Annotated in this window: 13 protein-coding genes and 2 pseudogenes; 11 read left to right on the forward strand and 4 right to left on the reverse strand. The window is 53.8% G+C overall.

Translation table 11 applies throughout. The features are described from left to right. Positions 1-255: 255 nt before the first annotated feature. The 3 genes and pseudogenes from KQI11_RS13470 to KQI11_RS13475 form a co-directional block, all read right to left on the reverse strand. Positions 256-591 (reverse strand): annotated as a pseudogene (locus KQI11_RS13470) (recombinase family protein); the annotation flags it as partial. 78 nt (positions 592-669) lie between these two features. Continuing rightward, positions 670-843, reverse strand: a complete 174-nt coding sequence (locus KQI11_RS13240) for a hypothetical protein (RefSeq protein WP_286172622.1) — start codon at positions 841-843, stop codon at positions 670-672. A 44-nt stretch (positions 844-887) separates the two neighbouring features. Further along, positions 888-1,157: pseudogene (locus KQI11_RS13475) on the reverse strand (recombinase family protein); the annotation flags it as partial. An 800-nt stretch (positions 1,158-1,957) separates the two neighbouring features. On the opposite strand from KQI11_RS13475, the gene KQI11_RS06865 reads away from it, so the two are divergent. The 3 genes from KQI11_RS06865 to KQI11_RS06875 are packed head-to-tail and all read left to right on the forward strand — an operon-like array spanning position 1,958 to position 5,046. Next, complete coding sequence (locus KQI11_RS06865) at positions 1,958-2,158, forward strand: helix-turn-helix domain-containing protein (RefSeq protein WP_216401588.1); 201 nt, start codon at positions 1,958-1,960, stop codon at positions 2,156-2,158. Positions 2,159-2,201: 43 nt separating this feature from the next. Beyond that, positions 2,202-4,031 (forward strand): HsdM family class I SAM-dependent methyltransferase, encoded by a 1,830-nt coding sequence (locus tag KQI11_RS06870; RefSeq protein ID WP_216401589.1) that lies wholly within the window; start codon positions 2,202-2,204, stop codon positions 4,029-4,031. Then, positions 4,018-5,046: a restriction endonuclease subunit S gene (locus tag KQI11_RS06875; protein WP_216401590.1), complete on the forward strand. Its 1,029-nt coding sequence runs from the start codon at positions 4,018-4,020 to the stop codon at positions 5,044-5,046. Before KQI11_RS06870 ends, KQI11_RS06875 begins: the two co-directional genes overlap by 14 nt. Positions 5,047-5,048: 2 nt before the next feature. On the opposite strand, the gene KQI11_RS06880 is transcribed toward KQI11_RS06875, so the two are convergent. Further along, complete coding sequence (locus KQI11_RS06880) at positions 5,049-5,555, reverse strand: hypothetical protein (RefSeq protein ID WP_216401591.1); 507 nt, start codon at positions 5,553-5,555, stop codon at positions 5,049-5,051. Between the two features lie 779 nt (positions 5,556-6,334). On the opposite strand from KQI11_RS06880, the gene KQI11_RS06885 reads away from it, so the two are divergent. The 8 genes from KQI11_RS06885 (at position 6,335) to KQI11_RS06920 (ending at position 12,566) form a co-directional block, all read left to right on the forward strand. Then, positions 6,335-6,514 (forward strand): type II toxin-antitoxin system TacA family antitoxin, encoded by a 180-nt coding sequence (locus KQI11_RS06885; RefSeq protein ID WP_216401592.1) that lies wholly within the window; start codon positions 6,335-6,337, stop codon positions 6,512-6,514. 140 nt (positions 6,515-6,654) lie between these two features. Beyond that, the gene (locus tag KQI11_RS06890; protein WP_216401593.1) at positions 6,655-6,960 is read left to right on the forward strand and encodes a DUF6809 family protein; all 306 of its coding nucleotides are present in this window, start codon (positions 6,655-6,657) and stop codon (positions 6,958-6,960) included. Between the two features lie 250 nt (positions 6,961-7,210). Beyond that, positions 7,211-7,633 (forward strand): rhodanese-like domain-containing protein, encoded by a 423-nt coding sequence (locus tag KQI11_RS06895; protein ID WP_216401594.1) that lies wholly within the window; start codon positions 7,211-7,213, stop codon positions 7,631-7,633. A gap of 3 nt (positions 7,634-7,636) precedes the next feature. Then, positions 7,637-8,056: an RrF2 family transcriptional regulator gene (locus KQI11_RS06900; protein WP_185916104.1), complete on the forward strand. Its 420-nt coding sequence runs from the start codon at positions 7,637-7,639 to the stop codon at positions 8,054-8,056. A 106-nt stretch (positions 8,057-8,162) separates the two neighbouring features. Next, positions 8,163-9,536: an FAD-dependent oxidoreductase gene (locus KQI11_RS06905; RefSeq protein ID WP_216401595.1), complete on the forward strand. Its 1,374-nt coding sequence runs from the start codon at positions 8,163-8,165 to the stop codon at positions 9,534-9,536. A gap of 41 nt (positions 9,537-9,577) precedes the next feature. Continuing rightward, positions 9,578-10,888, forward strand: coding sequence for a redoxin family protein (locus KQI11_RS06910; protein ID WP_216401596.1), 1,311 nt, complete (start codon positions 9,578-9,580; stop codon positions 10,886-10,888). Positions 10,889-10,913: 25 nt separating this feature from the next. Beyond that, on the forward strand, positions 10,914-11,234 hold the full coding sequence (trxA, locus tag KQI11_RS06915) for a thioredoxin (RefSeq protein WP_216401597.1): 321 nt from the start codon (positions 10,914-10,916) through the stop codon (positions 11,232-11,234). A 153-nt stretch (positions 11,235-11,387) separates the two neighbouring features. Beyond that, entirely contained in the window at positions 11,388-12,566 is a 1,179-nt protein-coding gene (locus tag KQI11_RS06920; protein WP_216401598.1) for an AI-2E family transporter, read from the forward strand. Positions 12,567-12,579: the final 13 nt, after the last annotated feature.

The following is a 12,579-nucleotide window of genomic DNA, read 5'->3' on the forward strand; positions in this document are numbered from 1 at the left end:
GTGTTCGACTGCAGCCAGCTCTTTTGTGATTTTTTGCTGCTCAGATTTCATAAAATCCAGCGGGATCGCGTCCATGTAATGGACCTCCATCAGCTTAGCACGTTTATGCTCCAGCTCGTTTTTCCTGCCCTGCGAACCTTCTATTTCTGTATCATATTTCTGCTTTTCGGAAGCAATCACAGTTTGTAACTGTTCTTCCAGTTTCGCTTTTATGTCATCGGGGATTTGGATTTTATCGTAGAGTTTTTCGACTTCGCGTTCTACCGCCGAGATCAGAATGTACTTTGTTTTGCAATCGCGACGGCGTTTGCTGTGCCGACCGGCACAGACAAAATATGGATAGACCGTACCCTCATTCTTTTTCTCGTTGCTAATAATCATACGTTCGCCACAGTAGACGCAATAGACGGTGTTTTTGAGATAGTGCGGATGTTTGTTTGTGCGCTCTCCATTCGCGCGAGAACTCATAATAAGCTGTACTTTCTTCCATGTTTCATTGTCAATAATGGGTTCATGTGAGCCTGGATACTCGGCGCCTTTATATCGCACGATGCCCTTATAGTACGGGTTGGAAAGCATTTTGTGGAGCATCTGGATGGGATAGGCTTCGATGGAATCTTCGGCGTAGAGCGCGTTGTAAGGCCACACGCGCCGAGATAATCCACCAGACTAACTTGTCCACTGTTCCGATGCATAGGCCTCAAAAGCCATTTTTACCAGTGGAGCACGCTCTGGATCAAGGATAACCGTGTGCTCCTCGCGGCCTTTATCGTCGACACGGCGAACATTTTGATAACCAAGCGGTGCACGAATTGTACCGCCGCCTTTAATTTTCTCGTCCATGCCTTTTTTGACTTCGGTAGCAAGGTTCTGTGAGTAGAATTCTGCAATAGAACTCTAATGCCATGAAGCAACATACCTGCCGGAGTTTCATCGATGCTTTCTGATGCCGATACCGGCTGAACGCCACATTCGCGTAGCGTGCGCATGATGTCACTGTCGTCATCGTGATTACGGGCGAGACGATCGACTTTATGGACTACTACATAATCCACACGATTAGCATTTTCTTTAACATATTCCAGCATCGCCTGAGGCTGTGAGCGGGCAGCAGATTTTGCCGATGCGCCACGGCCGACAAATCCCTTACCAATCATTGCGCCTAATGATGCTGCTTTTTTCTTGTTGGCCTCACGCTGGGCGGAATTGAGAAACCTTCATCATACCCACCGCCGCGTTCAGTCTGTCCTCGTGTGGATACACGGAGATACGATACAGCAAATTTTGGTGCCATGGATTCCATCAACGCCTGTGCCGTATTCGCCATAGTTGTGGTACTCATATAGAGCTACCTCCTTTCTCTATTAGTCATCGCATGATAGCTCTCTTTTGAGAAGAAAGCCAGTCTTTCTGCGAAGAGTTTACAATTTATTATCTTCTTCGGTTTTGCCTTCGAATGGGTATTTGGATAACTATCTGTCACTTAGTATTGACAGACGCTCGGAAATGTTATCCCCACTTGCAACATAGCAAAGATTTTGTCAAGGGAAAATAAACCCGAATCGCAACTTTTGGAACGATGCTGCCATCGACAAGATATAGCTCGCTCCTGTAAAAAACAAGCGTTCCGGGAAAGTATTAGCACCGATAATACGGTGTTGTGATATTTACAATAATAGGCGAATTTTGGCACAAGCACGATACGGACAGAGAATTTTGGGAAGTCCGGTCGTCTGACCTGTCGCATCGATCATCATGAACATTTTTGCGGCACCGTTCCGGGATTTGTTCTTTTCTTTGGAAAAGACGGATACTGCTTTTCGCGTATCCTTTTACCCTTGGTAGGCGCACATCTAAGCTAGTTTGCTATATCTGACTTTTATTTGCTTTATGAGACATTTTTGTGATATATTAATGTACAGATGACGCATATGGATATTTTGCGAGGAATCAGAAAATGAATGTTAGTTATAAAAAGCTTTGGAAACTACTTATTGATCGTGACCTAAAAAAGAAAGATCTTGAACAGATGGCTAATATAAGCCACTACACAATGAACAGACTCACTCATGGCGAGAATGTTACTACAGATATCGTTGGACGTATTTGTAGGACACTAAAAGTTACGATGGATGATATTATGGAGTTTGAAGGCTAAGAATTCTAAAACCACTGAATACGACATGAGAGGATAGATATATATGACGAAAAAAACTGAGGATATGGTAAGAGATATCGCACGCGATACGCTAGGTTTAAGTAAAAGAGAACATGCACAGTATGGCGTGGGTCAGCTTACTACATTTAATCAGCTGGGATTCCCCGGAGTTGCAGACAAACCGGATGGCTGGTATTTACCAGATAATCATGCTGATGTAGCTTTGATATTGGAAACTAAAGCCTCAACTGTAAGTCTTGGAGCCAAACAAGTTGATGAGTTGCTAAAAAATATCAAGATTGCAAACACACAGTACAACAAGGTTATCGGTATTCTTTATAATGGTGATGATGTTCGTGTCTTTATGAATGATACGGAAATGGAAACCGTAAAACAATTGCAACGACTGGAATATTATCTCGCTTTGTTTAAAGCAGATACCATCGATAAAGAACATATCTATGAGCTGACTGCTAAAATTAATAATTATTTGCACTTTGAATTTGGTATTAAAAATTTGTATCACCGCATGATTTTTACGGCATGTGCATTGGTAGCGAAGAGATACGACGCTCTCATGGTTAGGGGAATGGGATATTCAGAATTTCATAATGCAATTTTGAACTGTCTAAATAAGGAGCTGATTCGTGATAAGCAGCAGAATCGCAAACTTAGTATTTTGACGGATGTGTTTGCTCGCATTGAAATGAATCTGGATGTAGATTCAGAGGATGCAAAGCAGCAGCAGCATGTTAAAGAGTTGATTGCTGAGTTTATCGAATGGGTTACGGACATATCTGACTGCTTGAATTCTGATGCATGGCGCGGCGAAGACGTGATGGGTATCTTCTTCAATGAGTTCAACCGATATAAGAAGAAATCTGAAGCGGGTCAGGTATTTACCCCTGAGCATATTACTGATTTTATGTACCGAATTCTTCAAGTGGATAAAGACGACCATGTTTTGGACGGATGCTGCGGCAGTGGAGGGTTCCTAATAAAATCCATGGCGAACATGATTCAGGAAGCCGGCGGAGTGCAAACGGATAAAGCTAAACAGATTAAGTGTGAACAGCTTTACGGTATCGAATTTGATAAGGAAATCTATGCGCTTGCCTGTGCCAATATGCTGATTCATAAGGATGGTAAGACAAATCTGGAACAGATGGATGCCAGAACAGAAGAAGCCAGTAAATGGATTGCAAAGAAAGGTATTACCAAGATTTTGATGAATCCTCCGTATGAGAACAAGTACGGATGTATGACGATTATCGAAAATATGATGGACAGCGTTCCGGCACATACGATGTGCGGATTTATTCTCCCTGACAAGAAACTAGAAAAGGCAAGCAAGACACAGACTAGACGCATCTTGAAAAATCATCGGTTGAAAAAAATAATCAAACTGCCGGAAGACTTGTTCTTTGGCGTTGGGGTGACAACCTCTATTTTCGTTTTCGAAACAGGCATCCCGCAGGGAGATAACGAGATTTTTGGCTGCTATATGGAAACAGACGGCTTGCAGACCGTCAAGAACAAGGGGCGGCATGATGTTCGAGGTCGATGGGGCGACATCGAGAAATACTGGGTAGACAGCGTCTTAAAGCTCCGCGACGATAAGTATGATACGGCGCAGTGGATTAAACCTTCAGAACATCTGTCATATCAGATGCCAGAGAAGCCCTTTGAGGTCTTTGAAGAGGACTTCAGGAAAACTGCTATGGATTATCTGATGTTTCAGCGTGGGATTGATACCAAGGAGTTTGGCGATAAACTGCTGAATGCAGTGATGTATTCCAGTCGAATTTCTGATAGTGATGATTTAGTTAGCATTGCGCTTGTGAAGGGCGGTGATACAGATGGCGAGGATTAATACAAGCAATTGGGGTGAATTTGAGATTGGGACTCTGTTCGAGGTCAGTCGACCTGCAACTCGATCACAGGCGAAATATGAGGATGGTGGTATTCCGTTCGTAGCATCCGGTAACTATAACAACGGTGTTGTTAAATACTGCAAACCGTTGGGTGATGAAATTTTAGATAAAAAGGACTGTATTTCGGTTAGTCCCTTGGATGGATCGGCTTTTTATCAACCATACGATTTTCTTGGTCGCGGTGGGGCTGGTTCCGCAATTTTGCTGCTCAGAAATGAGAATATGAAAGAAATGAATGGACTGTTTATCTCATCTGTGTTGCGTGCAGCATTGACAAAGTTTTCGTACAATGACCAGATAAATTCCCATTCCATTCTTACTCAAACAATCAAACTTCCCGTCACATGTGATGGTTCCCCAGACTGGGATTGCATGGAACAGTATATGCAGCAGATTTTTGAAGAATCTAAGGCAAGCCTTGAGAATCTAGGGCAAGCCGATAGTGAACCTACTAGAGTCGATACGGAGGATTGGGGGAATTTTGTTATCGGGGACTTATTTCCTGCAATTATAAAACCTCCAGTATATCATACACGGGAGGTTACTGAGGACGATAATGGGATTCCATATGTCGTAAGAACGAAGTTTGATAATGGGATTAAATGCCGAGTAATCAAAACGGAAGATATGGATCCGAGTCCGGCAGGTGTGATTACATTTGGTGCCGAAAATGCTACATTCTTCTATCAGGAAGAAGAATTTGTTTCGGGACGCGATATTTATTATATTGATGTTCGGGGCATCAATAGATTTGCGTGTTTATTTTTGACGGCCTGTTTGCAACCTGTAGCGCAGAAGTATTCTTACAATTACGGTATGTTTCCTGATTTAGTTAAACAGGATATTATCAAACTTCCTGTCACATCCGAAGGTGCGCCAGATTGGAATTATATGGAGAATTATATGAAACAGGAGTTTCAAACTGCTGAAAGACATCTTGAAGTATTGCAATGACATTATAACTCGTAACTCCATCTGGTTCGCTTAGTAGAAATATTGTGCCGCTTCAGGCACTTATATATCGCTCCGTCGCAGACGCTGAGTGTTTTAGCGATTTCAGATACAAGCTTCATTTTGTCTACATATAGATGAATAACTTCTTCCGGCCGATATTTTCTACCCTCGATATGTTTATCTATAATGATACCGTTTTGCTTTAGTATGTTGCAGCCCGTAATTCGGTGACAGCCATATTCTTTCGCTAATGTATTGGTAGATATGCCGGAGTTATATTTACGGATAATCTCCTGAACTTCACGGTCAGATAGATGTTTCTGTTGTTGCTTGAGTGATTTTACGGTGCAATCAGGATCATAGGATGTGTCAGTGATGGATGAGTCTATTGGCTCCTCGACAGCGGTAGTATGCAATCTTCTTCGGTATTGCACAACAGCTATATAATTCTTCGAGTTATCATCCGATAGCCCTGCCAAATGAAAGCGCATGACAAAGCCATTTGTCATGCGCTTTTCTCTTTTCATAACCCACTTTATAACCCGTTTTTGGCGCAAAATAAAAGGCCCCGAGCAAGGGGGGCCTTTTATCTGTGGAATATATCTGCGCAGTACAGTGTCAGTGAGCTGGACTGCTCGCCCCCCTCTCCGTCTGCTTGCGGGGAAAGCCGTTTTTTACTGGCAGTTTTCATATGTGCACTGTCAAAATATCAACGCGCTGTCAAGGGACGTCCTCATCGAGCTTGTAGACCATATTGAGGTTTGCGAAAACGGCAATAGCAAGGTGCGGTTTAAGTTTGCCGACGAACCCAAACGAATTGTAGCGTGTATCAAAGTTAGCACCGACACCCCCGGTCAAGCGGCGGGTTTATCCGCTTGACCCCCTTTCTGGCAGCTTGTTTCCCTAATAAAACGCAGTCATATCTAGTATAATTTTCTTACTGGCAGGGATGCAGCAAGCCGGAACACATTGGTTTTTTGCTGATCGTATTCCTTTTTTATACAATTCTCTGTTTTAACAAATAGCAGTTTCACGAGGCTTTCTGTCAGTGTTATTGCATCCATTGTTTTGCAAAGCTCTATTGGTCTGTAAACAATTGATCGACTGGATGATTTTTACAGTTTGCGTCGCGGTGTAAAAGTGGCGTTGGACAGCAAAGACCACTTCCTTCAAATGACGTCGGGCGAAGAGGGGAAGGCGTGTTTTGTTTTTAACTTGCAAATTTTTCTTGACTTTTTGTCGACTAAATACTACAAGATTTTTAGCCGACGGAAAGTGAGGTGAATTCATGTCGGGGAAAAAGATGGGGCGTCCGCCATCTGAAAACCCCTTATCGGAGCGAATCTACCTGCGGGTGGACAGAGAGACCAAAGAGGTCCTCGACCAGTGCGCCAAACAAATGCACGCCACCCGCTCGGAAGTGGTCCGCAAGGGGATATACCTGGTGAGGGATGCCCTCAAAAAATGAGAGGAAGCGGCTTCCTCTTCACAAAAGCAGCCGCTTCCCAACACCACTCGCCGCCCGAAGGCAACTTGCAGCGCAAATATGATACCATGCGCGGCGGTTTCTTTCAAGGGTCGGCGACCGACTGAGAAGGGAGCAAACCGATGACAGACAACACGCTGTTGGAACGGCTCTTTCGCGGAGAACTCTGTCCGCAAGATACAATCGATCCTTGCAGCGACGCCTACCGACAGACGGCAAAAGCCCTGTGTGACGGACTGGACTGGTGGAAGGACAGGTTGTCGCCGAAGGAGCTCATCGAGCTGCAAGAGATGCAGCGGCTGTGGAACGACCGGTACAGCATGGAGCAGAGCGAGGCCTTTCGCTGTGGGGTGACCTTGGGCGTCCTCTTCTTGATGGAGGCATTGGAGGGCCGCGAGGCATTCCTTCGCCAAGGGCAGTTCAGTTGATACCTCCGAAGCATTAGATAGATTCAATAGAGGAGAAGAGGCCGACGGAGAGCAGTTTCCCGTCGGCCTCTTTTTGTTGTGGGGCAGAGACAGAGCGGCCGGTTTGCCCAGCGGAGAAAAGGGCCAGAAAGAAGGGCCCCGCCCTGCCACTGTAAAAAAATTTAGAAAGGGGGTTGCAATTCAAACTGAAACTGATATAATAACAGTTAGAAACTGATACAAAACAAATTACAGTTTGAGGTGAGTCGAGATGAAGAAAAAGGGAAGGGCACTGGCGGCCGCCCTGTTGGGCTCGCTGCTGGCCCTCACCGGTTGCGGCGGGGCGGGCGGCGGGTCAGCCGCCTCCGCGGCCGCGGGGGAGTACCACAAGATCTCTCCCCGAGAGGCCAAGGAGCGGATGGAGGCCGGCGGGGCGACGGTGGTGGATGTGCGCACTGCCGAGGAGTATGGGGAGAGCCACATCCCCGGCGCGGTGCTGGTGCCGCTGGACACCATCGGCAGCCAGCGGCCCGCCGCCCTGCCGGACACTGGGGCGGAGCTGCTGGTCTACTGCCGCAGCGGGGTGCGCAGCAGGGCCGCCGCCGAGCAGCTGGCGGCCCTGGGGTACCAGCAGGTGTACGACTTCGGCGGTATCATCGACTGGCCCTACGAGACTGTCAGAGGGGAGGAATAGGGGTTGACCAGTGAATTCAATGTGGCGGTGCACGCCCTGGTCTATTTGAGCCACCGGGGCGGCACCCTGTCCAGCGAGGAGCTGGCCCAGAACATCTGCACCAACGCCGCCCGGGTGCGAAAGGTGCTCTCCAAGCTCAAAAAGGCGGGCCTGGTGGAGACAAAGGAGGGGGCCGACGGCGGCTACCTCTTTGACCGGGACGCGGGCGAGGTGACCCTCCGCCAAATCGGCGAGGCGCTGGACTGCTGCTTTGTCTCGGCCAACTGGCGCAGTGGGGACACCGACCTGCCCTGTCTGGTGGCCTCTGGCATGGGCAAAATTATGGACGACATCTACGGCGAACTGGACGAGTGCTGCAAGGCGCGGCTGGAGGGGATCACCATCCGCTCCATCGGCCAGAAGATATTCGGCAAGCAGCCCTGACACAGGGCTTTCCCAGCCGCAGGCCTTTCCCCCGCGGTTTGGGTCGATACACGCGGGCGGGCGCCCAGTGCGCCCGCCCTGTCAAAAGGGAAAAGAGGTCTTTTCGTTGAAAAAGTACGACGCCATTGTGATTGGATTCGGCAAGGGGGGCAAGACCCTGGCCGGGGCCCTGGGAGCAGCGGGCAAACAGGTCGCCCTGATCGAGCGCTCGCCCGCGATGTACGGGGGAACCTGCATCAATGTGGGCTGCATCCCCTCCAAGTCGCTGGTCCACAGCGCCGCCCTCTCCAAGGTGCAGGGGGGCAGCTTTGCGGAGAAGGCGGCCCGGTACCGGGAGGCCATCGCAGAGAAGCGGCGGCTCACCGGCGCTCTGCGCCAGAAAAACTACGACAAGTTGGCGGGCAACCCCAATGTCCAGGTCATCGACGGGACGGCCAGCTTCCTCGGCCCCCACGCGGTGCAGGTGACCGACGGGGCGGGGCAGGTCCAGCTGCTTTGGGGGGAGAACATCTTCCTCAACACCGGCTCCCACCCCTTTGTCCCCCCGATCCCCGGCTTACAGGGGAACCCCCGGGTCTATTTGAGCGAGGGGCTGCTGGACCTGGAGGAGCTGCCCCGCCGGCTGGCCATCATCGGCGGCGGGTACATCGGGATGGAGTTTGCCTCCCTCTACACCTCCTTCGGCAGTCAGGTGACGGTAATCCAAGACGGCGGCCGCTTCCTCCCCCGGGAGGACGGGGAGATCGCCCAGGCCGTCCTGCAGCGGTTGCAGGGCCTGGGGGCGGAGGTGCTCCTCTCCACCCAGGTGAAGGAGGTGCGGGAGGAAGGCGCCCAGGCGGTCCTCGCCCTCGAGACCCCCGACGGCCCCCGCGACCTGCAGGCCGACGCGGTGCTGGTGGCCACCGGCCGCCGCCCCAATGTGGAGGGGCTCGCCCTCGACGCGGCGGGGGTGGAACTGACCGAGCGGGGCGCCGTCAAGGTGGATGAACAGCTGCGCACCACCGCCCCCCACATTTGGGCCATGGGCGACGTGGTGGGGGGGCTGCAGTTCACCTACATCTCCCTGGACGACAGCCGCATTGTCCGCTCCCAACTGCTGGGGGACGGCAGCCGCACCACCCAAAACCGCGGCGCTGTGCCCAACAGCGTCTTCCTCGACCCCGCCTTCTCCCGGGTGGGCCTCAGCGAGGAGGAGGCCCGGGCCAAGGGCTACCGGGTGAAGGTCGCCCGGCTGGCGGCCGCCGCCATCCCCAAGGCGCAGGTGCTGCAAAACCCGGCGGGGCTGCTCAAGGCGGTGGTGGACGGGGAGACCGGCCAGATTTTGGGGGCGCACCTCTTCTGCGAGGAGTCCTACGAGATGATCAACCTGGTCAAACTGGCCATGGACGCGGGCCTGCCCTACACCGCCCTGCGCGACGGCATCTACACCCACCCCACCATGAGTGAGGCGCTCAACGACCTGTTTGCCGCCCTCTCCTGAGCGCAGACAGCGCCGATTCTTTTCAGTGAAGGAGGTCCTCTATGGGCTTGTCCATCGAGACCGACGTGCCGGTCCTCACGGTATTTTTGCAGGGGCTGTTGAGCTTTTTCTCCCCCTGCGTCCTCCCCCTGGTGCCCCTCTATGTGGGGTACCTGGCGGGGGGGACCAAGTCGCTCGGCCCCGACGGGCAGATCCGCTACAAGCGCAGCACGGTGCTGCTGAACACCCTCTTTTTTGTGCTGGGGGTCAGCTTCGCCTTCTTCCTGCTGGGCTTTGGCTTCACGGCCCTGGGCAAGTTTTTTAGCGGCAACCGGGCGCTCTTCGCCCGCGTCGGCGGGCTGATCGTCATCCTCTTCGGCCTCTACCAGCTGGGCTTTTTCGGCGGCAAGGGGTTCAGTCGGGAGCACCGCCTCCCCCTTCGGATGGACCGCTTCGCCATGAGCCCCCTGGTGGCCCTGGTGCTGGGTTTCACCTTCAGCTTTGCCTGGACCCCCTGCGTGGGCCCGGCCCTGGCCTCGGTGCTGCTGATGGCCTCCTCGGCCGGCTCCTCCCTGGTGGGCTTTGGGCTGGTGGGGGTCTACACCCTGGGCTTTGTCCTCCCCTTTCTGGGGGTGGGGCTCTTTACCAGCAGCCTGCTGAACTTCTTCAAGCGCCACCAGAAGGGGCTTCGCTACACCGTCAAGGTGGGGGGCGCGCTGATGATTTTGATGGGGGTGATGATGTTCACCGGCTGGATGAACGGCATCACCGGCTATCTCTCGGGCATCGGCACCGGCGGCACCGAGCAAAACGGGGCCTCCCAGAGCGCCTCCTCCTCCACCAGCGACGCGGGGGAGGGGAGCACCTCCTCCGGCGGCAGCCAGTCCCAGGGGGGCAGCTCGCAGACCAGCGCCTTCCCCGCTCCCGACTTCACCCTGGTGGACCAAAACGGCAGGACCCACACCCTGTCGGAATACAGGGGCAAGGTGGTCTTTCTCAACTTCTGGGCCACCTGGTGCGGCCCCTGCCAGCGGGAGATGCCCGACGTGCAGGCCCTCTACGAAAAGTACGGAGAGAACAGCAGCGACGTGGTGGTGCTGGGGGTGGCCAACCCCAAGAGCGCCAAGTACCCCCGCAACCAGGACGTCAGCCGGGAGGAGGTCGTCTCCTTCCTGCAGAAAAACGGATACGACTACCCGGTGGTGATGGACGAGACCGGCGCGGTCTTTGACGGCTACGGCATCACCGCCTTCCCCACCACCTATATGATCGACCGGGACGGCAATCTCTTCGGCTATGTGCCGGGGATGCTCACCCGCTCGGTGATGGAACAGATCGTACAGCAGACCCTCGACGGCAGCAGCCGGTCTTGAGGGAGGAGAAAGGATGCGTTTGCAAATGGAACCACTGGTGTTGACAGAAGCCAATTTTGAAGCGGAGGTCGAGCGCTACGACGGCCTGGCGGTCATCGACTTTTGGGCCCCCTGGTGCGGCCCCTGCCGGATGTTTTCCCCCATCGTCGACGAGATCGCGGCCGACCCGCCCGCCGGGGTGAAGGTCTGCAAGGTCAATGTGGATGAGCAGCCCGGCCTGGCGGTGCGCTACCAGGTGATGAGCATCCCCACCCTGCTGCTGGTCAAAGGCGGCCGGGTGGCGGCCACCAGCATCGGCTTTCAGGACAAAAAGGCGGTCCTCGCCCTCATCGAAAAACACCGCTGAACAGCGCAGAGAGGCGCCCCGCGCCCCCACAGGGGGGAGCGGGGCGCCTCTTTTGTGGCGGAGAGAAGTCATAAAATATTCAGAAAAAAGGGCGCTGGATGGCGGGGGGATCGTGTATACTGGTAAGCAGAGAAGAGAGAGGGGGAAGAGGGGATGGAGCACAGAGAGGCCAGGCGGCTGGTCCGCAAAGCGCTGCCCAACCTGCTCATCGTGTTGGCGGGGGTGCTGCTCTACGCCTTTTTCTCCCACTTTGGGGAGATCTCGCGGGCCGCGGGGGCGGCGCTGGGGCTGCTGGCCCCCTTTTTGGCGGCCTTTGGCATCGCCTATTTGCTGGCCAAGCCCCTCGGGTGGATCGAGCGGCGCTGGCTCTGCGGCGTCAAGAGTCCCCGCGCCCGCCGCATTGCGGCGGTGGGGATCGTCTACCTGCTCTTTCTGGGGCTGATCGCCGCCCTGGTCGCCCTGCTCATCCCCCAGCTCGTCGCCAGCATCCGCAGCCTCATCGCCCAGAGCGGCGGCCTCATCGCCCAGGGGAGCGCCTTTTTGCAGCGGGTACTGGCCGAATACGGCATCGGCCCGGACCGGATCGCCGGCGTCCTCCAGTCCTGGGAGGGGATCTGGGACAAGGCCATCGCCTTTTTGCAGGCCGCCCTGCCCAAACTGGTGGGCTGGTCGATGTCGGTGGGGGGCTTTTTGGTCAAGGCCCTGCTGGCGCTGGTGGCCTCGGTCTACCTGCTCTACAACAAAGAGCGGTTTTGCTCCCAGTGCAAGCGGGTCCTCTACGCCCTCTTTTCGCGGCGGCGGGTGGATGGCGCGCTGCGGGTGGGGGCGCTGGCCCACCGCACCTTCGGCGGCTTTCTCACCGGGCAGATCGCCGACTCGCTGCTGGTGGGGGTGCTCTGCTTCATCGGCACCTCCCTGCTCAAAATCCCCTACGCGCCGCTGGTGAGCGTGGTGGTGGGCTGCACCAACGTCATCCCGGTGTTCGGCCCCTTTTTGGGCGGGGTGCCATCGGGGCTCATCATCCTCATCGCCGACCCGGTCAAGTGCCTGTGGTTTGTCCTCTTCATCCTCTGCCTGCAGCAGATCGACGGCAACTTCATCTGCCCCCGCATCCTGGGCCAGTCCATCGGCCTCTCCCCCTTCTGGGTGATGCTGTCCATCGTGGTGGGTGGCGGTCTTTTCGGCCCCCTGGGGATGTTTCTGGCCGTGCCCACCTTTTCGGTGCTCTACACCCTCTTTGGCGAGTTTGTCGGCCGGCGGCTGCGGCGCCGGGGCCTCGCCCCCGCGGGGGAGGAGGGCTCGCCGCCCCCTCTCGAGGGGAGGGCCGAGTGACCGTCCCCGCCCG

The organism is Acetanaerobacterium sp. MSJ-12, from assembly GCF_018917875.1.
GTDB lineage: Bacteria > Bacillota > Clostridia > Oscillospirales > Ruminococcaceae > Bittarella > Bittarella massiliensis.